Raw genomic sequence first — 22938 nt, 5'->3', positions numbered from 1 at the left:
GGATCAGCTTTGCGGCAATTCATTATTATTATCTCCAATAAGCTTCGAAGACCGCGCTGCGGCGGTTGCGTCGATTATTGGAAAGCCATGTAAGGTCGCGTTGTACGTATGGATCGAAGTTGTAGAAAGTCGTAACAAAAATGTACGTCAGCTCTGCAACAGGGGTTCCAGCGCCTGCAGCGCGTGTTTGCAGTGCTCATCGAACGCAGGCGCCAACTGCCCGATAGCCGTTTGATCATTGAGCAGGGCCGCCTCTTCCAGCGATCTCAGAGCGCCAGCCAAGGCACGAAAACCCAAAGAGTCGGCGCTTCCCGCCAGACGGTGGGCCAGGTGAGCGATTTCAGTGACGTCGTCGGCGTCAATCGCTTCGCGCAGCGCCTCGCGGTGTTGCAGGATCGAGTCGCGCAGCACCGCCAACAGCCCCTGCACTTTCTGCTCGCCGAGCAAGTTACGGTGGGTTTGCAGCAGCGGCCAGTCGATGGCGCCCGCTTCCAGCAGCGGTTTGGGCGTCATCAACTGCCCGCCCATGGCCTTGCGCAGAGAGTCCAGATTCAGCGGCTTGGCCAGCACGCCATCCATACCGGCGTCCAAATACCCGCGAACCAGCGCCGGTTGTACGCTTGCAGTCAGGGCGAAAATGCGCGAGGTACGATTCGGCCCATCGTCACTGCGGATCCGTTTGCATAGTTCCACACCGGTCATGCCCGGCAGATGCACATCCAGCAGTATCAGATCGAACCGCTGTACGGCGCATTGGACCAATGCCTGCTCAGCCTCTTCGGCCAGCCACACCTGATGGCCGTCCCGTTGCAGCAACCCCTGGACCACTTCGCGATTGAGTGCCACGTCCTCAACCACCAGCACCTTCAATGCCGGCCCTGCCACCGTGATCGGTCGTTGCGCCGTGACGCCTGCAGCGGGTTGCAACGTCAACTCGAACCAGAAGCAACTGCCCCGCCCGACTTCACTGGTGACACCGATGCTGCCACCCATTTGCTCGACCAGGTGTTTGCAGATCGCCAGCCCCAACCCGGTGCCGCCGAAGCGCTGCGCCACTTCCTCGCTGGCCTGGGTGAAGCGCTCGAAAATCCTCGCCTGCATCGGCGGGGCAATGCCGATGCCGTTGTCGGTGACACTCACCCGCAGACGATCCCCGCCTCCCCCTTCAGGTTGCGCGAGCAACGCCACTTCGACACTGACCTCACCACACTCGGTGAACTTGATGGCGTTGGCCAACAGATTGCTCAAGACCTGCCGCAAGAATTGCTCGGCACCGTGGTGATACTCGGCGATTCGCGGATCGACCCGACACTGCAGGATGGTGTCGTTATCCAGCGCCTTGGGCTCCAGTAGCGTCAGCACTTCATCGATCAATTGGCGAATCGAGAAATCCACCGGTTCAGGCAGGCTTGCGCCCTCCTCCAGTTTGGCGAAAAACAGCACTTCATTAAGGATGGTCAGCAATCCCTCACCAGCCTTGTGCAAGGCATCCAGGCGTTTACTGTCCTGCGGATCGAGGCTGGCGCCGCGCAACAACTCGGCCATGCCGAGGATGCCGTTGAGGGGTGTGCGCAACTCATGACTCATGGTCGCCAGGAACCGTGACTTTGCCAGGTTGGCCGCTTCCGCTTCGTCCTTGGCGCGCATCAGGCTGGCGGTACGTCGCTCGACCATTTTCAGCAACTCGTCGCGGTTGTCCTGCAAGGCCAGCCGATCGCTTTCCCGGCGGTCGATATCGCTGAGGATGGCCCGGCGCATGTCGTCGAGGGCGTGGGCCACGGTGTCGATTTCGTCTTTGTGGACACTGCGTCGTTTGTGCAGGCGCAGCGGCTCATGCCATTCGCCGGCCGCAATGCGCCGGGCGAACCCTGCCATGACTTGCAGGTGCCGGGTGACCAAACGGTAAAACAGCCAGGACAGCGCAATCGCAAGGCCACAGAGGAACGCCCCCATCCACAACAAACTGGTCAACCCGGTGGCATACAGGCGCAGATACACCGCCCCCAGATCGGTACTGACTTCCAGTTCACCCAGGTGCCGCAACGGCCCGGACGGCGGTTGGTAGTCCAGGGCGAAACGTTCGACGCGCAACGGCCCGAGCGGATCCGGATTGCCATGCAGCAAGTCGAAATCCGGGCTGCTCAAGTGCACCCGCGCGACATCGGAGAAGTCCACCAGGCCGCGCAACTGCACATTCAATTGCTCCTGGTTCAGGTCCCACAGGCTGCGCTCCAGGCTCGCCAGATAACCGGCGCGGATCAGCTCCATGCGCGAGTCGATGTCGCGCATTTCCCGACGGTATTCGATGTACAGCTGCACGGTACTGGCGAGCACGGTGAAGCACAGGCTGAACAACAGAATGAACAGCAGCAGGCGCCGCAACAGGCCACCGGGTCGCGGGCGCATCATTGTTCGTTCACCGGCAGGTTGATCATGTCGCGGTAGGTGACTTCGCTTTCATTGAGCAAGCGCTCTATGTCGCCGGCATCGACCATGCGCTGCAGTTGCGCATTGATCTGCGGCATTTGACTGGCCAGCGGCGAGCGTCGGGAAACCGCGACCCGCAGGTAGTCGACGCTCAGGGCCTTGGGCAACGCGACGATGTCCTTGGCGCCCGCCAGGCTTTCGATGTAGAGCTGGCCGGTGCGGCGTTCCTGGGTGATGAAATCGATGCGCCCGCGAATCAGCTTGCCGAAGTTCTGGCGGCTGTCGGAGACCCATTCGATGTTGTTGTTTTGCGCGACCATGCGATCGAATTCCACGCCGTAACTTTCACCGAACAGCAAGCCGCCACGGTAATGGGCCAGGTCTGCCAGGCGTTCGAACTGCACGGGGTGTTGGCGATTGATGAATAACGCGACCTCTTCGCGCAGCACCGGCACCGTGGAAAACAGCATGCTTTGTTCCCGTTGCGCAGTGCTGTAGGCCAGCACCACATCGACCCGGCCTTCGGCGGCATCGAGCAGGCAGCGTTTCCAGTTGCCCAGCACCACGGTTTCGACGTCATAGCCCAGCTCACCGAACAGCTTTTTCACCACACTTGGCGCCAGGCCACGGACCTGCTTGCCGTCGCTCCAGGAAATCGGCGGGTAGACCGGATAATCGCAGTAGCGGACTTTTTCCCCGGCCGGGGCATTGCCCGCCACCAGCGCCAGCATCAGCCAGAGCAGTCGCCCCACGGCCGTCACGCCGCCAGGCTGGCAGTGAACAGGTAGCCGGCGCCGTGGATGGTGATGATCAACTGCGGTTCCGCCGGGTCGTCGTGCAGTTTGCGGCGCAAGCGGCCGACCAGCACGTCGATGGAGCGGTCGTTGGGCACCCATTCACGGTTGCGGATCTGGTCCATCAACTGATCGCGGCTCAAGGTGTGGCCGCTGTTGCGCAGGAACACGCTGAGCAGTTGGTACTCGCCGTGGGTCAGCAGGGTTTCGCTGCCGGAGGGATCGATCAGGCGCCGGCGATCGGTGTCCAGCGACCAGTCGGCGAACTGTTTGACCGGTTTGGCGACCGCCGCTACAGGCTGGGGCGTTTGCGCATGACGAACCCGACGAATCAGGTTTTTCGCCCGGGACACCAGTTCCCGTGGATTGAGAGGTTTGATCACGTAGTCATCGGCACCGCATTCGAGGCCGACGATGCGGTCGATTTCGTCGTTGCGCCCGGTGATCAGGATGATCCCGACCTCCGAACGCACCCGCAGCTCACGGGTCAGGGTCAGGCCGTCCTTGCCGGGCAAGCGGATATCGAGCATGACCAGGTCCACGGTCTGGCTGGCCAGAAAGGTTTCGGCCAGTTCCGCCGTGGCGGCGCAATGAACCTCGTAACCCTCCTGGGACAGGTAGGCGTGCAACAGTTCGCGAATCAGCGGATCGTCATCGACGATCAGTACCCGAGGCGTCATTACTGGTTGTCCTGCTTATGCCCGAAGGCGCATTTCTTATTAGAGTGTTTTTCTGCATCAGCGCCAGAGAGTAGCCATTGCTGAACAACCGATCAACAGCTGCTCGTCTTGATACAGAACCGTTGGCGACCGCCCGCTTGCAAACCATCGACCCAGGCCTCGCAAATCTGGATGCCCTGCTCCGGGGTAAAGGTCCCCGGATTGAGTCCGGACTCCAGCCACAGGCCGTCGAGCAAGGCGCTTAGGCTGATCGCGGCGAGATCGCCATCGAAGTTTTCCCAACCCTCCTCCTGTGCCAGCTCCATCAACACCTTGCGCAGGATGGCGCGATACTCGCCGTAGGAATGGTCGTGGGCCTGATTGATCGCCTCGGCGGTTTTCACCGCGCCCCAGAACGCCAGCCAGGCATCAATGAGTTGCGGGTCGAGCAATTCGGCGGAAAACGAGCCGCGAAAAAACGCCGACAAGCGTTCGCGGGCATTGGGTGCGGCCTGTTCCATGGCATCGCGCAGCAGGGTCATGACGCGCCCGGTGATCGCCATGTAGGCCTCGGCCACCAGTTCGTCCTTGCCGGAATAGTGATGGCTGATCAGCCCCACCGAGACCCCGGCCTCGGCGGAAATCTTGCGGATCGACGCCCCTTGGAAACCGTGGCGCTTGAGGCACACCAGCGTCGCCTCGATCAGATTGGCCTTGCGCAACTCCGGTTCCATGCGGGAAAAACGGGCTTCCTGATTCATGGGTGACATGCTCCTGGGTTCAATCATGGGGGCTCGCACTACGCCGGCAAGCTGAACGACTGTACAGCAAGAGCCTGTCATGTCTCCAGTCTGGTGTGCGTCTGTGACCCTGTGGGAGCGCGGCTTGCCGGCGATGGCGTCGGCACACTCAACCTCTACGTTGCCTGACACGCCGCCATCGCGAGCAGGCTCGCTCCTACGGTTTTGGGTTCCACGCAAATCCTTGTGGGAGCGGGCCTGCCCGCGATGGACGTCAACGATAACGCCGACCGTCTGAATGCCCGTGTTGCCCGCGCGTTTTTCGCGAGCAGGCTCGCTCCTACAGTGGGAGCTGGCTTGCCGGCGATGGCGTCGGCACACTCAACCTCTACGTTGCCTGACACGCCGCCATCGCGAGCAAGCTCGCTCCCACAGGTTTTTTCGGTCGCTCATGCATTCCGGCTACACCCACACATCCTGTGGGAGCTGGCTTGCCGGCGATGGCGTCATTCCCATCAACAGAAGATCCGGATCAATCCCGATACCCCGGAGCGACCCGCTCAAGCAAGCGCAACAAGGCCGCCCAGGCCAATTGCATGGCATCCGGGTCGTTCAATTCACCTTCATCCAGCGGTCGGCCAGGGTCGTTGAACTGGCGCTCGGTGTGCTCACAGACTTCAGCCGGGGGCAGCACCAACTCACCGGCGGCCTGCGCGGCCAGTTGGATTTCGCAGGCTTTTTCCAGGTAGTACATGCGCAAGAACGCCTGCCCCACGGTTTCGCCGACGGTCAACAAGCCATGGTTGCGCAGCATCAGCACCGGCTTGTCGCCCAGGTCCTGCACCAGCCGTTGCTGCTCGCTCATGTCCAGCGCCACGCCCTCATAGTCGTGGTAAGCGACCCGACCGTAGAACTCCATGGAGATCTGATTCACCGGCAACAAGCCGCACTTCAACGCGGCCACCGCACAGCCGGATTTGGTGTGGGTATGCAGCACGCATTGCGCATCTTCGCGGGCGCCATGAATCGCGCTGTGAATCACAAAACCGGCCGGGTTCACCGGGTAGGACGACGCCTCCACGGCATGGCCGTTGAGGTCGATTTTCACCAGATTCGATGCAGTGATTTCCTCAAACATCAACCCATACGGATTGATCAGAAAATGATGCTCCGGGCCGGGAATACGCACCGAAATGTGGGTGAAAATCAGATCGGTCATGCGGAAATGCGCAATCAGGCGATAACAGGCGGCCAACTCTTCACGCAGGCGCTGTTCGGTAGCACTGCGCGCAGGCGCGGCCGTCAGGTGAGTCGCGATTTCGTTCATTGTTTTAATTCTCCAGACTGGTCGGCTGGGCAGACAGTACGGCTGGACGTGCAAGGACGTCCAGCCACAGGCGGTTATTTACTGGCCCAGGCGTTGAAGCGCTCTTCAAGCTCCTCGCCATGGTCAACCCAGAAACCGACGTCCATCGACAACGCGCCCTTGAGGTTCTGCGGCGCCGTCGGTACCCATTGCGCCAGTTTATCGTCCAGGCGAGCGGCGGCCTCGGTATTGGTCGGGCCATAAGGAATCTGTTTCACGTAATTGACCTGGGCATCCGGCTGGTTGGCGAAGGCGATAAAGCGCTTGGCCTGATCGACGTGTTTGGAACCCTTGATGATCGCCCAGTAGTCCATGCCGTACAGACTGCCGGGCCACACCAGCCCCAGATGACTGCCGGTTTGCGCGGCGGCAGCGATGCGCCCGCTGTAGGTCGAGGTCATCACCACATCGCCGGCCGTCAGCCATTGCGGCGGTTGGGCGCCGGCCTCCCACCATTGGATGTAGGGCTTGAGCTGGTTCAGTTTGGCGAACGCCCGGTCCACGCCTTGCGGGGTATTGAGCACCTTGTACACGTCCTCGACTTTCACCCCGTCGGCCAGCAAGGCGAACTCAAGGTTGTACACCGCGCGTTTGCGCAAGCCACGTTTGCCGGGGATTTTCTGCACGTCCCAGAAATCCGCCCATGAGGTGGGGGCCCGGGCCAGTTTGTCGGTGTCGTAGGCGATCGCCACGCTCCACACCAGCGCGGCCGAACCGCACTCCTGCGCGGCTTCGGGGATCAATTGATCGGCATGGCCCAGGCGGGTCCAGTCGAGGCGCTCATACATGCCCTCCTCGCAGCCACGCATCAGGTCCGGCCCCTCGATCTGCACCACGTCCCAATCGACGTTGCCGGTGTCGACCATGACTTTGATTTTGGCCATCTCACCGTTGTATTCGCTCTGGATCACCTTGCTTTGATCCACCACGCTGAACGGTTGGAAGAACGCCACATCCTGGGCTTTTTGTCCGGCGCCGCCGTAACCGACCACCACCATCTCCGATGCCGCCTGAGCGCTGCCCAGGCCCATGACCATGGACAACACCAAGGGATAAAAACCGTGCTTGAGCGTTTGCGATTTCATCAGTGGTTCCTCGTGCAGGTGCCCGCCGAACTCAAGTCGGTGTGGCCCTTTTTTATTGTTGTGAGGTTCGCCCCAAGATGCGGGTGCCATTTCAAACTACTGCAAGGCGCAGTAAAAAAACAAGTTGATTTTTTACTGCGGGTAAATTTCTATAGAACAAAATAACAACACAAAAAACCTCTGTAGGAGCGAGCCTGCTCGCGATGGACGTTAACGCTAACGCGTGTTGTCTGGATGAACGCGTCGTCCTCAAGTCCATCGCGAGCAAGCTCGCACCTACAGGTCAGACTGCCCGGAGTACCCGCACCATGCCGAGCCCGACCCCTGCCTTCGCGCACCTGTTCGAACCCTTGCAGATCCGTGGCAAGCGCCTGAAAAACCGCATCATGTCCAGCGGGCACGACACCTCGATGCCCACCGACAATCTGGTCAACGAACAGTTGATCGCCTATCACCGGGCGCGGGCCGAAGGCGGTGTCGGGCTGATCGTGTTGCAGGTGGCCGGCGTGCATGACAGCGCGCGTTATACCTCCCATGTGCTGATGGCCACTGATGACGCCTGCATCGACGGCTACCGCAAAATCGCGCAAACCTGCCATGCCCACGGCACCGTGGTGTTGTCCCAGGTGTTCCATCCGGGGCGGGAAATCATGGAGTCCAGCGATGGCTTGCTGGCCGTGGCCTACTCCGCCTCGGCGGTGCCCAACGAGCGTTTCCGGGTCATGCCGCGTGCGCTCGATCAAGGCATGATCGACGAAATCGTCGCCGGCTATGCCGCTGCTGCCAGGCGCCTGCATCAGGCCGGTATCGATGGCGTTGAAGTGGTCGCCAGCCACGGCTACCTGCCGGCGCAATTCATCAATCCACGGGTCAACCGCCGCACCGATGGCTACAACGGTGAACTGGAACAACGCCTGCGTTTCCTGCGTGAAGTGATTGCCGCCATTCGCGCCGGCACCGACGAGCAGTTCATCGTCGGCCTGCGTATTTCCGCCGATGAGCGCGACCCCGAAGGGCTGACCGAAGACGAATCCCTGGCCGCCGTGCAATCGCTGCAAGCGCAACTGGATTACGTACACATCGTCGCCGGCACCTCGGCCTCGCTCGGTGGCGCGGTGCATATCGTGCCGCCGATGGCGATCGAGGCCGCCTACCTGGCCAAGGAGGCTGGCACCTTCAAGGCGGGCTTGAACATCCCGTTGTTCGTCACCGGGCGCATCAACCAGCCCCAGGAAGCCGAACTGATCATTGCCCGTGGCCAGGCGGATGTCTGCGGTATGACCCGCGCCCTGATCTGCGACCCGCAAATGCCCAACAAGACCGATGCCGGCCGCGCTGAAGACGTACGCGCCTGTATCGCCTGCAATCAGGCGTGTATCGGGCACTTCCACAAGGGCTTGCCGATTTCCTGCATCCAGCACCCGGAAACCGGACGCGAGCTGATCTTCGGCGAGCGCCGACCCGCGAGCACGCGCAAACGCATCATGATTGCCGGCGGTGGCCCGGCCGGGATGAAAGCCGCGGCTGTCGCCGCCCAACGCGGGCATGAGGTGACGCTGTACGAAGCCAGTTCGCAACTCGGTGGCCAGGTGTTGTTGGCGCAGTTGCTGCCACGGCGCAGCGAGTTCGGTGGCGCCAGCACCAATCTGCAATGGGAAATGGAACTGGCCGGGGTACGTGTGGTGCGCAATACCCGGGTCGACCGTGCCCTGGTCGAACGGGAAAAACCGGACATGGTCATCGTCGCCACTGGCGCCGAACCCTATTGGCCGCACTTCGAACGCGGTGGCGAATTGCAGGTGGTGGACGCCTGGCAGGTACTGCGCGATGAGGTGCAGATCGGCCGGTCGGTGGTGGTGGTCGACTGGCGCTGCGACTGGATCGGCCCCGGCATTGCCGAGCGTCTGACCCGTGCCGGGCATCAGGTGCAACTGGCGGTCAATGGCACCCATTGCGGGGAAAACCTGCCGCTGTACGTACGTGATCAACTGGCCGGCGAGCTGCACAAACTGGGGATTGCCATCACTCCTTACGCGCGTTTGTACGGTTGCGATGACAACACTGTCTACCTGCAACACACCGCCAGCGGCGAACCGATGCTGATGGAAAACATCGACACCCTGGTGCTGTGCCAGGGCCATCAGCCGGTGGACACCCTGGGTGCCGAACTGCAGGGACTGGTTGAGTTCCGGCGCATTGGCGACTGCCTGGCGCCGCGAACGGCCGAAGAAGCGATTTATGAGGGCCTGAAAGTCGCGTGGGAGCTTTGAGGCTGTTTATACTCCGGGGCTTTGACTCTAAATGACCGCTCTTTGCAGGCGCGAGCCCGCTCGCGATGGACGCTGACGATGACGCGCGCTTTCTGGATAAACGCGGTGTCTTGACGTTCATCGCGAGCAGGCTCGCTCCTACAGGGGGCGGGGCGTAGCCACCGGTTCGGAATTCCCCATGAGCAACAACAGCAAGACACCGCCTGAAACCGGCAGCGCCGAACCGCATTTTCTCGGCACGCGGATTCGTGGCCTGCGCAAACGCCGGGGCATGACCCTGGCGGAGCTGGCGCAACAAAGCGAACTGACCGCTGGCTACATCAGCCAGCTGGAGCGCAACCTCGCGTACCCGTCGATTCCGGCGTTGTTCAATATCGCCCGCAGCCTGGGGGTGACCATCCAGTGGTTCTTCGCCAGCGAAGCGGTCACCGCTCCCGAGGACGACGGCATTGTCGTGCGCAAGAACAGTCGTCTGAGCGTGCACTACGAGGACGGCATCATTGACCAGTTACTGACGCCACAGCCCAGTCAGCACCTGGAAATGCTGCATTCGCGTTTCCCTCCGGGCACCTACAGCCAGCAAAGCTACAGCCACGACGGCGAAGAAGCGGGTTATCTGCTCTCGGGGCGTTTCGAGTTGTGGGTCGGCGAGCGCTACTTTCAGCTCAACGAAGGCGACAGTTTCAGTTTCTCCAGCCAGGAGCCGCACCGCTACGGCAACCCTGGGGACGTCGATGCGGTGGTGATCTGGGTGATCACCCCGCCGACCTTCTAACGGCGCCCGCGACCACTCGGCTGCGCGGCACTCACACGCTTGAGGGTGTCGCTCGGCAACTCCTTGAACAGCGCACGATAGCTGCTGGAAAACCGCCCCAGGTGCCAGAACGACCAGTGCATCGCCACTTCGGCGACGGTGGTTTGCGACGGCGTGCTGATCAGCAATTCCCGGCGGGCGCTGTTGAGGCGACGCAGGCGCAGCCATTGGGTCGGCGCCATGCCGGTGAACGTCTTGAAGGCGTGTTGCAACTGACGCAGTGAAACCCCGGCAACCTGGGACAGCTCCAGCAGATTGAGGTGTTCTTCGGGCGTATCCGCCGCCCATTCCCCTACCCGCTTCATGATCGCCCGTTCCCCCGCACGGCGCTGCAACGCGCCCTGGTCCAGGCACACGCAGGCGTTGTCGAGGATGAACAGGCAATCGTCAAGCAACTGCTGGGTCAGCGCCTCGCGGCTCGGCGGATCGAAGGTCTGCGACAAGCGTGTCAGGGTGCCGCTGAGCCAGCGACTGAACAGCGCATTCTGCTGCGAATTGAGCGGGGCCATGAACAGCCCTTCGAGCCTGGCCACATCCAGCGCGTGACGCTGCACGAACTCCGGCCCGAACACCACGGCGATTTCCTGGTAGTTCTCCGGGGTGATCCAGATGTTGCGGCTTTCACCATTGAGCACATACAGCGCGTTGTCGCTGCGATCGAAGCAGAACGCCAGCGAGCCTTGCGGCGCACTGAAATTCTGCTCGACCCGGGTGTTCATGTGTTCCTCGTAAATTTCCACGCCTTGCAGGTCGAGATAGCGCACCAGACCGGCGAAATGCCCCGGCGACATCTGTTGGTAATGCTGGACCCAACCCGGTGTGGCGCGGATTTGCTCGGCCACGTCGGCGGTGTTGAACGCTTGAACCTGTAACGGATTACACACTGTCGTAGGGGCTGTCATGGGTGACCTGGCGCACTCTTTTGGTGCGCTTTGTGCTGCTTAAAGTGGATAGATGGAAGCGCAAGGCTCGCCCAAGATAGTCGTCAACGCGCTACAGGGGAAGTGTCCGAAAGATGAAATCGGCTTCTCCTGGCGTTAATAAAACCAATAACGAGGTCTTTATGAATGTCCCTTTCGATCAGCTGTTCACTTGGCTGAAAGATCACAAGATTACCGAAGTCGAGTGCGTCGTCAGCGACCTGACCGGCATTGCACGCGGCAAAATCGCACCCACCAACAAGTTCCTGCATGAGCGAGGCATGCGCCTGCCGGAAAGTGTGCTGTTGCAAACGGTAACCGGGGACTTTGTCGACGACGACATCTACTACGACCTGCTCGACCCGGCCGATATCGACATGGTCTGCAAGCCGGTGTCCGACGCGGTGTACTTGGTGCCATGGGCCATCGAGCCGACCGCCATCGTGATTCACGACACCTTCGACAAGTTCGGCAACCCGATCGAACTGTCGCCACGCAACGTGCTGAAGAAAGTCCTGCAGCTGTACACCGACAAGGGCTGGAAGCCGATCGTCGCGCCGGAAATGGAGTTCTACCTGACCCAGCGCTGCGAAGACCCGGACTTGCCACTCAAGGCTCCGATGGGCCGCTCGGGGCGTGCCGAAAGTGGTCGCCAATCGTTCTCCATCGATGCCGCCAACGAATTCGACCCGTTGTTCGAAGACGTCTACGACTGGTGCGAATTGCAGGGACTGGACCTCGACACGCTGATCCACGAGGACGGCCCGGCGCAGATGGAAATCAACTTCCGTCACGGTGACGCCCTGGACCTGGCCGACCAGATCACGGTGTTCAAACGCACCCTGCGCGAAGCCGCGCTCAAGCACAACGTGGCAGCGACCTTCATGGCCAAGCCGATTGGCGATGAACCCGGCAGCGCCATGCACATTCACCAGAGCGTGGTGGAAGTCGCCACCGGCAAGCCGATCTTCGCCGATGAAAACGGCAACATGAGCGAGCTGTTCCTGCACCACATCGGTGGCCTGCAGAAATACATCCCGAAAGTGCTGCCGATGTTCGCCCCGAACGTCAACTCGTTCCGCCGCTTCCTGCCGGACACCTCGGCACCGGTGAACGTGGAATGGGGCGAAGAAAACCGCACCGTCGGCCTGCGCGTGCCGACCTCCAGCCCGGAGGCGATGCGCGTGGAGAACCGCTTGCCGGGCGCCGACGCCAACCCCTACCTGGCCATCGCCGCCAGTTTGCTCTGCGGTTTCCTCGGCATGGTCGAGGGCGTCGAACCGAGCGCCGGGGTCCAGGGCCGCGCCTATGAACGTCGCAACCTGCGCCTGCCGATCACCATCGAGGAAGCGCTGTCGCAGATGGAAGAATGCGAGACCGTCGGCCGTTATCTGGGCAGCAAGTTCGTGCGGGGCTATGTCGCGGTCAAACGCGCCGAGCACGAAAACTTCAAGCGGGTCATCAGCTCCTGGGAGCGTGAGTTCCTGATGCTCAGCGTCTGAGACCTGCTTCGCCCACACAGACCTCATCGCGAGCAGGCTCGCTCCCACATTTGAAACGCATTCCCCTGTGGGAGCGAGCCTGCTCGCGATGACGGCCGCCAGAACAATGAAGAAACGCCTGAAAATCCAATAATTCGAAGAGGTGTCGCTATGCGTCTATTGAAGTCCGTGGTTCCGGTTGCGCTGGCGGTATTGTTCAGCGCCGTTGCCCAGGCTCAGCCACAGGTCAGCGTCTACAACTGGACCGACTACATCGGCGAGACCACCCTCGCCGACTTCCAGGCCAACACCGGGATCAAGGTGATCTATGACGTTTTTGACTCCAACGAAACGCTGGAGGGCAAACTGCTCGCCGGGCGGACCGGGTATGACGTGGTGGTGCCATCCAACCACTTCCTCGCCCGCCAGGTGAAGGCCGGCGCGTTCCTCAAGCTGGACCGCGAGCAACTGCCGAACTTCAAGAATCTCGACCCGAAACTGCTGGCTCTGCTGGAGAAAAACGATCCGGGTAACGCTCACTCGGTGCCGTACCTGTGGGGTACCAACGGCATCGGTTACAACGTCGACAAGGTCAAGCAGGTGCTGGGGATCGATCATATCGACTCCTGGGCCGTGCTGTTCGAACCGGAAAACATCAAGAAGCTCAGCCAGTGCGGCGTGTCGATCATGGACTCGGCGGATGAAGTGTTCCCGGCGGTGCTCAACTACATGGGCATGGACCCGCGCAGCGAAAACCCCGAGGACTACAAGAAAGCCGAAGCCAAGCTGTTGAGTATCCGTCCGTACGTCACCTACTTCCACTCCTCCAAGTACGTGTCGGACCTGGCCAACGGCGACATCTGCGTCGCGTTCGGTTACTCCGGTGATGTGTTCCAGGCCGCCAACCGGGCCAAGGAAGCCAAGAACAACGTGAACATCGCCTACGCCATTCCCAAGGAAGGCGCCAACTTGTGGTTCGACCTGCTGGCCATCCCGGCCGACGCCAGCAATTCGAAAGAAGCCCACACCTTCATCAATTACCTGCTCGATCCACAGGTGATCGCCAAGGTCAGCGCCTCGGTCGGCTACGCCAACCCGAACCCGCCCGCCAAGCAGTACATGGACGCCGAACTGGTGAACAATCCCGAGGTTTACCCCTCCCAGGCAGTGCTCGACAAACTCTACATTTCCACCACGCCTGCGCAGTCGATCATGCGTCTGATGACCCGTTCCTGGAGCAAAGTGAAGTCCAACCAATGAACCAGTACACCCAGGAACACACGCTCTCCTACTACGCCGCCTCGGCCAGGGGCATGGCGCCCCGGCCCGTGCTGGCCGGGGACCTGGTCGCCGATGTCTGTGTGATTGGCGGCGGCTTCACCGGCGTCAACACCGCCATCGAACTGGCCCAGCGCGGGCTCTCGGTGATCCTGCTGGAGGCCCGGCGGATCGGCTGGGGCGCCAGCGGGCGCAACGGTGGCCAGTTGATTCGCGGAATCGGCCATGACGTCAGCGGTTTCGCCCGGCACATCGGTGCCGACGGCGTGCGCTATCTGGAGCAGGCCGGTATCGAATCGGTGGCACTCGTGGGCCAGCGTATCCGCGAGCATGGCATCGACTGCGACCTGCGCTGGGGCTTTTGCGAATTGGCCAACACCCCGGCGCAGTTCGCCGGCCTGAAAGCCGAATACGCCGGGCTGAAGGAATCGGGTTACGCCCATGAAACCCGCCTGATCGAACCGGGGCAGATCCGTGAGCAGGTGGTGAACTCCGGTGTGTATGCCGGTGGTTTGGTGGACATGGGGTCGGGGCATTTGCACCCGCTGAACCTGGTGCTGGGCGAGGCGAAAGTCGCCGAGTCCCTGGGCGTGCGGATCTTCGAACAGAGCCCGGTGCTGGAATTGATCCATGGCAGTACCGTGCAGGTGCGCTGTGCCGGTGGCACGGTGCGCGCCGGCAGCCTGGTACTGGCCTGCAACGCACATCTGGAAGAGCTTGAGCCGAAACTCAGCGGCAAGGTGCTGCCGGCGGGCAGCTACATCATCGCCACCGAACCGTTGTCGGCAGAGCTCGCCTCACAACTGATTCCGCAAAACCTGGCCCTGTGCGACCAGAAAGTGGGCCTGGATTATTACCGGTTATCCGCCGACCGGCGCCTGCTGTTCGGCGGTGCCTGCCATTACTCGGGGCGCGATCCACGGGACATCTCGGCCTATATGCGTCCGCAGATGCTCAAGGTCTTCCCGCAATTGGCCAATGTGCGCATCGACTATCAATGGGGCGGCATGATCGGCATCACCGCCAATCGCTTCCCGCAGGTCGGGCGCTTGAGCCAGCATCCCAATGTGTTCTACGCCCAGGGTTATTCCGGTCATGGCCTGAACGTGACCCACTGGTGCGCCAGGTTGCTGGGTGAAGCCATTCACGCGGGTCACAGCCACGGCTTTGACGTGTTCAGCGCCGTGCCGCACATGACCTTCCCCGGCGGCCGTGTTCTGCGTTCGCCACTGCTGGCACTCGGCATGTTGTGGTATCGCCTGCGTGAAGTGCTGGGCTGAGGCTGGCCTCAAGAGATAAACCCACCCGGTGGCGAGCCCCCTCGCCACCGGTAGCCGGCTGATCAGGCCGCTTCATTCAGTCTTCAAATTGCCTTTCGATTTGCTCAATGGCCAGTCACTTCTATATTGAGGAGGTGCTCATTCATTCCTGCCTCCTGTCGAGCTTGGCCAATGGCGACGACTGCCCCACTGATCATTTGCGAGCACTGCGACTGTGTGTACGAGAAAGTCACGCTCGCCAAACACCAGAAAACCCTGTGCACCCGCTGCGGTGGGGTGCTGCAGCGCTATGACGGCTTGACGCTCCAGCAGCGTCTGGCATTGACCCTGACCGCGCTGATGCTGTGGGTTTTCGCCAATTTCTACCCGGTCATGAGCATCAGTCTCAAGGGCCTGAAAAACAGCGCGACGCTCTGGGATTCGGTCATGGCCCTGAGTCTGGGGCCCATCACGTTCATCGCCATGGTGGCGGCCATCGCCATGATCATCGCACCGATCTTTCAGCTGTTGCTGCTGATCTGGGTCCTCGGTTTCGCCCTCGCCGCCCGACGCTCGCCCGCTTTCAAGTTCTGCATGCGCTGGCTGGAAACCCTGCGGCCCTGGAGCATGCTGGAAGTCTGCCTGTTGGGGGCAATGGTCGCGGTGATCAAACTCGCCGGTTTTCTCGATGTGTTGCCGGGGATCGGCCTGTTTGCCCTGGCCATCCTCAGCCTGATGATGATCCGCATTGCCGGGCGCGACATTCGCGAACTCTGGGACATCCTATGACAACGCCTCCGGAGGCCCGTGAACTCGGCTTGTGCCTGTGTCACAGCTGCGGACTGGCCTGCGACATGACCCACGAGCCCCACGAATGCGAGCGCTGCGGCGCTCCGCTGCACCGGCGCAAAACCAATTCGCTGACCCGCACCTGGGCCTACCTGATCACCTCCCTGGTGTTTTACATCCCGGCCAACTTGCTACCGGTGATGAACACCAAAATGGTTGGCCATGGCGCCGACAGCACCATCATGAGTGGCGTGCTGGAGTTCTGGGAGGCCGGTTCCTGGGACATCGCCCTGATCATTTTTATCGCCAGTATCGCGGTGCCCGGCGTCAAGTTCGTGGCCATTACGTTATTGCTGGTGACGGTGCAACGGGGCAGCCATTGGGCGCGCAAGGAGCGATCACAGCTGTACCGCTTCGTCGAGGTCATCGGTTACTGGTCCATGCTCGACGTGATAGTGGTGGCGCTGGTGGCCTCGCTGGTGAAGTTTCAAGCCCTGGCCGATATCGAACCGCGGCCCGGCATTCTGTTCTTTGGCCTGGTGGTGGTGTTCACCATGCTGTCGGCGATGAGTTTCGATCCGCGCCTGATCTGGGATGAAAAACCGCAAGCCCCACACAATGAGGAGATCACGGATGAAGCAACTAGCCACTGACGGGGCGCAGGTTCCCGGACCGGCGCCGGTCAAGACCCGCCGCTTCAGCGTGTCACTGGTCTGGATCGTGCCGATTGTCGCGGTGTTGGTGGGCATTTCCCTGGTGGTGCACAGCATCCTGCAGGAGGGGCCGACCATCACCATCACCTTCAAGACCGGTGACGGCCTGACGGCGAACAAGACCGAGGTCAAATACCGCAACGTGGTGATCGGCCAGGTCTCGGACGTGGAACTGAGCAACGATCAGAAAAGCGTCAACGCGACCGTCAAACTGGCCAAGCAGGCGGAGAGTTTTACCCGCGAAGACTCAAAATTCTGGGTCGTGCGCCCGCGTATCGGCGCCGGCGGCGTGTCGGGCATCGATACCCTGTTGTCCGGGGATTACATTGGCGCCGATATCGGCCAGGCCAATGCCAGGGCGAAAAATTTCAAGGGCCTGGAAAACCCGCCCCCCATCACCTACGGCGAACCGGGCAAACGCTTCACCCTGCATACGGAGGACCTGGGGTCGCTGGATATCGGCTCTCCGGTGTACTACCGCAAGATCCCGGTCGGCCAGGTTGTGGCCTATGCCCTGGACCCCGACGGCAAGGGGGTGAACATCGACCTGTTCGTCCACGCCCCCAATGACCAGTACGTTACCGAGAACACCCGTTTCTGGAATGCCAGTGGCGTCGATGTGAACGTCGGCGCCAACGGCTTCGCGGTCAAGACCGAATCCTTGTCCGCCTTGCTGGTCGGCGGCATTGCCTTCCGTGCGCCTGAATACAGTCCCAACGACAAGCCGGCCGCGGAGGAATATACCTACGAATTGTTCGAGGACCAGCAAACCGCCCTGGCGCCACCCAATGGCAAGGCGCAATACCTCGCCCTGCGCTTCGATCAGGCTTTGCGCGGGCTCAAGGTTGATGCTCCGGTCGAATTCCAGGGCGTGGAGATTGGCAAGGTGGTCGGAGTCAATCTCGATTTCGACGCGCAAAAACGCAGTTTCCCGGTCAATGTCGGGATCGTGATCTATCCGCAACGCCTGGGTCCGGCTCATCAGAAAATGCTCAAGGCCATGAATCATGACCCCAACGATGAAGCCGGCGGTGTGCGGCTGATGGGTTCCTTCGTCGAAAACGGCCTGCGCGCCCAGGCACGCACCGGCAATCTGTTGACCGGCCAGTTGTACATCGCCCTGGACTTCTACCCGAAAGCGGAAAAAGTCACCTTCGATGCCAACGTGCACCCGGTCATGATTCCGACGATTCCTGGCAACCTCGAACAACTGCAGGAAAAACTCGAAGCCATGGTCGCCAAGATCAATCAACTGCCGATCGAGCGCATTGCCAGCAATCTCGACAGCAACCTGGTCGAATTGCGCAAAAGCCTTGGACAGTTCAACGCCAAGACCTTGCCTGGCGTGTATAACACGCTCACGGACGTGAGCAAGACCCTGCAAACGGCCAACTCGACACTTCAATCGGCCCATTCCACCCTGGCCGATGATTCGCCACAACGGGAAAAACTGGACCAGACCCTGAACGAACTCGGGCGCACATCCCGTTCATTGCGTGATCTGGCGGACTACCTGGGACGGCATCCGGAATCCCTGATTCGCGGCCGCCCCGACAACGCCGCCCCGATTGATCTGCAAGGACCACCGAGCAAATGACCAGAGGAGCCTCACCCATGGTTTTTCCGCTGAAGATTATGTTGATCGCTGCGTTGGCAGTGCTCGCCGCCTGCCGCAGCGATCCGATTCAGTTCCACACCCTGACCCCGGCTCAATTGAGCACCCACTCGGGAACAACGACAGATATCCGGATTGAAAGCCTGATCGTCCCGCCCCAGGTCGATCGTCCACAAATCGTCGTGCGCGAGGGCAATACGGGCATGGCGATCCTCGAAACCCAGTGGTGGGGGGCGAGCCTGGTGGATGAGTTGCGCAGTGCCCTGGCCGATCAGATGGTCAACAGCAATCCGCAACGCAAACTTTCGGTGCGCCTGGAAGTACAGCGTTTTGATTCGATCCCCGGCCAATACGGGCTCATCGATGTGAAATGGCGTCTGCGCAACGGCGAGGAGATTCTGATGACCTGCCACAGTACGTTACAGACCCCTTCCGGGCCATCCATCGATGAATTGGTGGCGGCACAACAGACCAACGTTAAACGCCTCGCTGCGCTGATCAGCCAGGGCGCCTCGGGGACCCGCTCGAGTTGTCCGTCAGCGACCTGATCAACTTGCACAAGTTCGGCAATCAACGGTGACGGGATCGCCGTTGAGCCGATTGATCTCCATTCGGTTCTACTGCGCGTTACGCCCCAGTAAAAGATAAGAGTTACCAATAACCCGCTAAGTTATCCGTTCGAGCCTCGTTGCGTTTTTTTCACATTCATTTCACCCCCCCGACACCTGCACGGATTTAGTTTCCACCGCGACTAAATCGCCCTCTTGGTTATGAGGCAATCATTCGGCGCCGTTTGAATCCTGTCATTAACAGCACATTCAAATGCGCCCCCGCAGGTAGAAAGAAGTTGATCAACCGCTTTTCGCACAAAGGGTCTCAGCACCCCGTTCAGGCAAAGCGCCTGCTCAAACCGTTGCTGACACTCAGTGGTGTGCTGTTGGTTGCCGCGCTGGTGACCGGTTTTGTCTGGTGGCAAAAATCGCCGGTCAATCTGGTGGACGCCGGAACGCAAGTCAGGACTCAACTGTTGCAGGAATGGGCGGCTGGCGAGGTGGTGGTCCTGGTGCGCCATGCTGAACGCTGTGACCGCTCAACCAACCCTTGCCTGGGCCCGGCTGATGGCATCACCCGCCTGGGCAGTGAAGCGGCCAAGGCCGTCGGGCAAGGCTTTCCGGGCCTGGGGATGACGCAGGCCGATGTCCTTTCCAGCCCGCTGACCCGCACGATGCAAACCGCACATTACATGTTTGGAAAAGACGCGCAGGCCCAGGATTGGCTAGCCACTTGTGGCAGTACCCTGCGCAATGACGTCGTGGCGCACAAGCGTGCCGGACACAATCTGGTACTGGTGACGCACAGCGGATGCATCAGCGATTTTGAAGCCCAGACCGGCTTCAAACATGCCGCTACCAGTGAATACGGCAGTTCATTGTTCGTGCACATCGCGAACGATGGAGAGCTTCAGATAGTCGGCCTTGTCAAGGCAGAAGACTGGCACTTGCTGTCTGATCAAAAACACTGAAACAACCATCAGGCTTAGTTAAGAGTGCACTTGTGAGCGCACTCCCCTTTATTGAGTTTTCGCTGAAACTAAATGACACGTAATCAATTCGGCACCGTCGGCCAACCACCTGAAACTGCCCATACTTGCAGGCAACTTCCGAGTACCAAGGACGAGCAATGACGCACCACCCTTCCTTAACCCGATCTGTTGACGGCTTGCCCCGTAATGCCTCCCGGCCAATGCTTTTCAGTGAGCGCTGGATCCTGTGTGCCCTGGCTGTGGCGTTCGTGGCGTTCTACCTGCTGCCACTGATGACCCATGGCTTGTGGATTCCCGATGAAACCCGCTATGCCCAGATCAGCCAGGAAATGTTGCTGAGCGGTAATTGGGTTTCACCGCATTTCATGGGTATCCGTTACTTCGAAAAACCCATTGCCGGTTACTGGATGATCGCCATCGGGCAAGCGGTGTTTGGCGACAACCTGTTCGGGGTACGGATCGCCTCGGCGGTGAGTACCGGCCTGAGCGTCTGGCTGGTTTACCTGATCAGCCGCCGACTCTGGAACGATCCGCGCAAAAGTTTTGCCTGCGCGCTGTTTTACATGAGTTTCGGGCTGATCGCCGGCCAGTCCGGCTACGCCAACCTGGACCCGCAGTTTACGTTCTGGGTCAACTTGAGCCTGGTCATGCTGTGGTTCGCCATCGACGGCCGCACGAGCCGTGGTCGGCTGGGGGCCTGGGCATTGTTGGGCTTTGCCTGCGGCATGGGCTTCATGACCAAGGGGTTTCTCGCCTGGTTGTTGCCGGCGCTGATCGCCCTGCCCTATATGCTCTGGCAGCGCCGTTTCAAGGAAATGTTGGGCTACGGCTCGCTGGCGGTGCTCGTTGCGATCATCGTCTGCCTGCCCTGGGTGCTTGCCATCCACCATCAAGAACCGGATTTCTGGAACTTCTTCTTCTGGAACGAGCACGTGCGCCGGTTCGCCGCCGATAACGCACAACACGCCCGTCCCTGGTGGTTCTACCTGCCAATGATGGTGGTCTCGAGCCTGCCGTGGGCGGCGTTGTTGCCAACGACCTTCATCCAGGCCTGGAAGAACAAGCGCCAACCGGTCTTTGCTTTTCTCCTGCTCTGGCTGTTGTTGCCATTGGCCGTATTCAGCATGAGCAGCGGCAAGCTGCCGACCTACATCATGCCGTGCCTGTTGCCGCTGGCATTGTTGATGGGACATGCCGTGACCGAGTTGCTGGCCCAAGCGCGAGGCCGGGCGATTCGCATTAACGGCTGGCTCAATGTCGTCATTGCCACCGGCGCCTTGCTGGCGTTGCTCTATCTTCAGGCGACCAGGGAAATCTACGCGAACACCGAGATGTTCAGCCTGTCCATGGTGTACATCGTGCTGGTTGGCTGGATCATCGCCAACGCCCTGCAGATCCTGCGTCCCCTGGAGCTTTGGGCGATACCGGCACTTGGCATCTGGCTGCTGGTCGCGCTGCTGCCGGCCGCGATGCCGAGCCAGATTGTCGACAGCAAAATGCCCGACCGGTTTATCGCCGAGCACCTGGACAGCCTGAAGCAGACCACGTCATTGCTCAGCAATGACCTGGGGGCGGCCTCGGCGCTGTCCTGGCTGATGAAACGTCCACAGGTCGATCTCTACAACATTGCCGGCGAGTTGAAATACGGCCTCAGCGACCCGGCCATGGCTTCGCGCATAGTCACCAAGTTAGACGTCGGGCAGTGGATGACCGAGGCGCGCAAAAAGGGTTCGGTCGGCGTGGTGATGCGCGTCAACAGTGTCGATGAGATTCAGGAAGTCGAATTACTGCCCATCGACGGCCAGCGTTTTCAGCGCGGCAACCTGGAAGTTCTGATCTTCCCGCAAAGCCAGCCCTGACAGCGATTGATGTGAAAAACCGAGACCCTCGACGGGTTCTCGGTTTTTTTTGCGTCAGGGGTGCACTGGTTTTTCGGGTCCAGGGCAACGCTGCGCGAGCCCTTTGCGCAGAAGCCCGCGCTTGAGCCGTTACTGGCCTTCGCTGAAGCGTAAAATGACAGGAATTAACGATTTTTTTGACGTTTTTTTCTCATTCTCCGCACTACATTCGCCCGCCAAACATGCAAATGATTCCTATTGAACTACACTGAGCGACGTCCTATCCTCGTCAACTCTACGTGTTCGATTCTTAAAAGCCGGAGCTGCCCCCGCATGATTTCCCGTTTGCCGTCATTCCTGAAAAAAGCCCTGCTGGCCACCGCCCTGGTGAGTGCTGGCCACGTGTATGCAGCCGACAGCGTCGGTATTGTGGTTTATAACGCGCAGCACGAAGGTCTGACCAAGGCATGGGTCGAAGGCTTTACCCAGGAAACCGGTATTCCCGTCACCTTGCGTAACGGTGATGACACCGAGATGGGCAATCAGATCGTGCAGGAAGGCGCCGCGTCGCCAGCCGATGTGTTCCTGACTGAAAACTCTCCCGCCATGGTCCTGGTCGATAACGCGGGTCTGTTCGCCCCGGTCGACAAAACCACCCTGGACCAAGTCGACTCCGCCTACCGCCCGGCCCACGGCAAATGGGTCGGGATCGCCGCTCGCTCTACCGTATTCGTCTACAACCCGAGCAAGCTGCCGGAAACACAGCTTCCGAAATCGATCATGGACCTCGCGGCGCCAGCCTGGAAAGGCCGCTGGGCCGCATCGCCGGGCGGGGCCGATTTCCAGGCCATCGTCGCTGCCATCCTGGAGCAGAAAGGCGAAGCCGCGACCCTCGAATGGCTCAAGGCAATGAAAACCAATTTCACCGCCTACCGGGGCAACAGCTCGGTGCTCAAGGCGGTCAATGCCGGGCAGATCGACAGCGGCGTGATCTACCACTATTACAGTCTGGTCGATCAATCCAAGACCGGTGAGAACAGCAAGAACACCGCCCTGCACTACTTCAAACACAAGGATCCGGGTGCCTTTGTCAGCATCTCGGGCGGCGGCGTCCTCGCCTCCAGCCAACACAAGGAACAAGCCCAGGCATTCCTCAAGTACGTGACAGGCAAGGAAGGCCAGGACACGCTCAAGAACGGCACTTCGTTTGAATACGCCGTGGGCAAGAACGCTCAATCCAACCCAAAACTGGTGCCTTTGCAGCAGCTTGACGCGCCAACTGTCGATGCTTCCAAACTCGACAGCAAGAAAGCCGTGGAGCTCATGACTCAGGCCGGACTACTTTAA

Annotated in this window: 19 protein-coding genes; 12 read left to right on the top strand and 7 right to left on the bottom strand. The window is 60.5% G+C overall.

What is annotated here, in order from left to right; all coding sequences use genetic code 11:
* Positions 1-147: 147 nt before the first annotated feature.
* The 6 genes from ACX3YF_RS23960 to ACX3YF_RS23935 all read right to left on the bottom strand — a co-directional run bounded on the left by ACX3YF_RS23960 (position 148) and on the right by ACX3YF_RS23935 (position 7071).
* Positions 148-2409: an ATP-binding protein gene (locus ACX3YF_RS23960; protein WP_458974432.1), complete on the bottom strand. Its 2262-nt coding sequence runs from the start codon at positions 2407-2409 to the stop codon at positions 148-150.
* Entirely contained in the window at positions 2406-3158 is a 753-nt protein-coding gene (locus ACX3YF_RS23955; RefSeq protein WP_458974867.1) for a substrate-binding periplasmic protein, read from the bottom strand. Before ACX3YF_RS23955 ends, ACX3YF_RS23960 begins: the two co-directional genes overlap by 4 nt.
* Positions 3159-3184: 26 nt before the next feature.
* Positions 3185-3901 (bottom strand): response regulator, encoded by a 717-nt coding sequence (locus ACX3YF_RS23950; protein WP_288100645.1) that lies wholly within the window; start codon positions 3899-3901, stop codon positions 3185-3187.
* Positions 3902-3993: 92 nt separating this feature from the next.
* A complete protein-coding gene (locus ACX3YF_RS23945; protein ID WP_130209837.1) occupies positions 3994-4641 on the bottom strand; it encodes a TetR family transcriptional regulator C-terminal domain-containing protein in 648 nt (215 codons plus the stop codon).
* 511 nt (positions 4642-5152) lie between these two features.
* Positions 5153-5947 carry a class II aldolase/adducin family protein gene (locus ACX3YF_RS23940; RefSeq protein WP_458974431.1) on the bottom strand — a complete coding sequence of 265 codons (795 nt, stop codon included), beginning with the start codon at positions 5945-5947 and terminating at the stop codon, positions 5153-5155.
* Positions 5948-6021: 74 nt separating this feature from the next.
* Positions 6022-7071, bottom strand: coding sequence for an ABC transporter substrate-binding protein (locus ACX3YF_RS23935; protein ID WP_448646595.1), 1050 nt, complete (start codon positions 7069-7071; stop codon positions 6022-6024).
* Positions 7072-7379: 308 nt separating this feature from the next.
* Between ACX3YF_RS23935 and ACX3YF_RS23930 the strand changes: the two genes are divergently transcribed.
* Complete coding sequence (locus ACX3YF_RS23930) at positions 7380-9341, top strand: oxidoreductase (RefSeq protein WP_458974430.1); 1962 nt, start codon at positions 7380-7382, stop codon at positions 9339-9341.
* 178 nt (positions 9342-9519) lie between these two features.
* The gene (locus ACX3YF_RS23925; RefSeq protein ID WP_130209845.1) at positions 9520-10116 is read left to right on the top strand and encodes a helix-turn-helix domain-containing protein; all 597 of its coding nucleotides are present in this window, start codon (positions 9520-9522) and stop codon (positions 10114-10116) included.
* Here ACX3YF_RS23925 and ACX3YF_RS23920 read toward each other — a convergent pair.
* Positions 10113-11057, bottom strand: a complete 945-nt coding sequence (locus ACX3YF_RS23920) for a helix-turn-helix domain-containing protein (RefSeq protein WP_458974429.1) — start codon at positions 11055-11057, stop codon at positions 10113-10115. The two genes, ACX3YF_RS23925 and ACX3YF_RS23920, sit on opposite strands and share 4 nt — an antisense overlap.
* 161 nt (positions 11058-11218) lie before the next feature.
* Here ACX3YF_RS23920 and ACX3YF_RS23915 point away from each other — a divergent pair, with 161 nt between their 5' ends.
* The 10 genes from ACX3YF_RS23915 to ACX3YF_RS23870 all read left to right on the top strand — a co-directional run bounded on the left by ACX3YF_RS23915 (position 11219) and on the right by ACX3YF_RS23870 (position 22938).
* On the top strand, positions 11219-12577 hold the full coding sequence (locus ACX3YF_RS23915; RefSeq protein WP_288098104.1) for a glutamine synthetase family protein: 1359 nt from the start codon (positions 11219-11221) through the stop codon (positions 12575-12577).
* A 150-nt stretch (positions 12578-12727) separates the two neighbouring features.
* Positions 12728-13816 carry a polyamine ABC transporter substrate-binding protein gene (locus ACX3YF_RS23910; protein ID WP_448646598.1) on the top strand — a complete coding sequence of 363 codons (1089 nt, stop codon included), beginning with the start codon at positions 12728-12730 and terminating at the stop codon, positions 13814-13816.
* On the top strand, positions 13813-15114 hold the full coding sequence (locus ACX3YF_RS23905) for an NAD(P)/FAD-dependent oxidoreductase (RefSeq protein WP_288098100.1): 1302 nt from the start codon (positions 13813-13815) through the stop codon (positions 15112-15114). The genes ACX3YF_RS23910 and ACX3YF_RS23905 overlap by 4 nt, the downstream gene beginning before the upstream one ends.
* A 171-nt stretch (positions 15115-15285) precedes the next feature.
* The gene (locus ACX3YF_RS23900; RefSeq protein ID WP_130209855.1) at positions 15286-15882 is read left to right on the top strand and encodes a paraquat-inducible protein A; all 597 of its coding nucleotides are present in this window, start codon (positions 15286-15288) and stop codon (positions 15880-15882) included.
* Positions 15879-16535: a paraquat-inducible protein A gene (locus tag ACX3YF_RS23895; protein ID WP_196586069.1), complete on the top strand. Its 657-nt coding sequence runs from the start codon at positions 15879-15881 to the stop codon at positions 16533-16535. Before ACX3YF_RS23900 ends, ACX3YF_RS23895 begins: the two co-directional genes overlap by 4 nt.
* Entirely contained in the window at positions 16516-18192 is a 1677-nt protein-coding gene (locus tag ACX3YF_RS23890) for a PqiB family protein (protein ID WP_458974428.1), read from the top strand. The genes ACX3YF_RS23895 and ACX3YF_RS23890 overlap by 20 nt, the downstream gene beginning before the upstream one ends.
* 17 nt (positions 18193-18209) lie before the next feature.
* The gene (locus tag ACX3YF_RS23885) at positions 18210-18758 is read left to right on the top strand and encodes a PqiC family protein (protein ID WP_458974427.1); all 549 of its coding nucleotides are present in this window, start codon (positions 18210-18212) and stop codon (positions 18756-18758) included.
* A gap of 299 nt (positions 18759-19057) precedes the next feature.
* Positions 19058-19732, top strand: a complete 675-nt coding sequence (pmrG, locus tag ACX3YF_RS23880; RefSeq protein WP_458974426.1) for a lipopolysaccharide core heptose(II)-phosphate phosphatase PmrG — start codon at positions 19058-19060, stop codon at positions 19730-19732.
* A gap of 221 nt (positions 19733-19953) precedes the next feature.
* Positions 19954-21612: a lipid IV(A) 4-amino-4-deoxy-L-arabinosyltransferase gene (gene arnT, locus ACX3YF_RS23875; protein ID WP_458974425.1), complete on the top strand. Its 1659-nt coding sequence runs from the start codon at positions 19954-19956 to the stop codon at positions 21610-21612.
* Positions 21613-21924: 312 nt separating this feature from the next.
* Positions 21925-22938 carry an iron ABC transporter substrate-binding protein gene (locus tag ACX3YF_RS23870; protein WP_130209867.1) on the top strand — a complete coding sequence of 338 codons (1014 nt, stop codon included), beginning with the start codon at positions 21925-21927 and terminating at the stop codon, positions 22936-22938.

The organism is Pseudomonas fluorescens group sp. PF-69 (genome assembly GCF_054481235.1).
Note: the sequence above shows the minus strand (reverse complement) of the source record. Positions and strands in the feature narration are given on the sequence as shown.

Excerpts from the sequence above, each read along its gene's own strand:
- ACX3YF_RS23960 (WP_458974432.1), bottom strand. The coding sequence starts at position 2,409 with ATGATGCGCCCGCGACCCGGTGGCCTGTTGCGGCGCCTGCTGCTGTTC.
- ACX3YF_RS23955 (WP_458974867.1), bottom strand. The coding sequence starts at position 3,158 with ATGCTGGCGCTGGTGGCGGGCAATGCCCCGGCCGGGGAAAAAGTCCGC.
- ACX3YF_RS23950 (WP_288100645.1), bottom strand. The coding sequence starts at position 3,901 with ATGACGCCTCGGGTACTGATCGTCGATGACGATCCGCTGATTCGCGAA.
- ACX3YF_RS23945 (WP_130209837.1), bottom strand. The coding sequence starts at position 4,641 with ATGAATCAGGAAGCCCGTTTTTCCCGCATGGAACCGGAGTTGCGCAAG.
- ACX3YF_RS23940 (WP_458974431.1), bottom strand. The coding sequence starts at position 5,947 with ATGAACGAAATCGCGACTCACCTGACGGCCGCGCCTGCGCGCAGTGCT.
- ACX3YF_RS23935 (WP_448646595.1), bottom strand. The coding sequence starts at position 7,071 with ATGAAATCGCAAACGCTCAAGCACGGTTTTTATCCCTTGGTGTTGTCC.
- ACX3YF_RS23930 (WP_458974430.1), top strand. The coding sequence starts at position 7,380 with ATGCCGAGCCCGACCCCTGCCTTCGCGCACCTGTTCGAACCCTTGCAG.
- ACX3YF_RS23925 (WP_130209845.1), top strand. The coding sequence starts at position 9,520 with ATGAGCAACAACAGCAAGACACCGCCTGAAACCGGCAGCGCCGAACCG.
- ACX3YF_RS23920 (WP_458974429.1), bottom strand. The coding sequence starts at position 11,057 with ATGACAGCCCCTACGACAGTGTGTAATCCGTTACAGGTTCAAGCGTTC.
- ACX3YF_RS23915 (WP_288098104.1), top strand. The coding sequence starts at position 11,219 with ATGAATGTCCCTTTCGATCAGCTGTTCACTTGGCTGAAAGATCACAAG.
- ACX3YF_RS23910 (WP_448646598.1), top strand. The coding sequence starts at position 12,728 with ATGCGTCTATTGAAGTCCGTGGTTCCGGTTGCGCTGGCGGTATTGTTC.
- ACX3YF_RS23905 (WP_288098100.1), top strand. The coding sequence starts at position 13,813 with ATGAACCAGTACACCCAGGAACACACGCTCTCCTACTACGCCGCCTCG.
- ACX3YF_RS23900 (WP_130209855.1), top strand. The coding sequence starts at position 15,286 with ATGGCGACGACTGCCCCACTGATCATTTGCGAGCACTGCGACTGTGTG.
- ACX3YF_RS23895 (WP_196586069.1), top strand. The coding sequence starts at position 15,879 with ATGACAACGCCTCCGGAGGCCCGTGAACTCGGCTTGTGCCTGTGTCAC.
- ACX3YF_RS23890 (WP_458974428.1), top strand. The coding sequence starts at position 16,516 with ATGAAGCAACTAGCCACTGACGGGGCGCAGGTTCCCGGACCGGCGCCG.
- ACX3YF_RS23885 (WP_458974427.1), top strand. The coding sequence starts at position 18,210 with ATGGTTTTTCCGCTGAAGATTATGTTGATCGCTGCGTTGGCAGTGCTC.
- arnT (WP_458974425.1), top strand. The coding sequence starts at position 19,954 with ATGCTTTTCAGTGAGCGCTGGATCCTGTGTGCCCTGGCTGTGGCGTTC.
- ACX3YF_RS23870 (WP_130209867.1), top strand. The coding sequence starts at position 21,925 with ATGATTTCCCGTTTGCCGTCATTCCTGAAAAAAGCCCTGCTGGCCACC.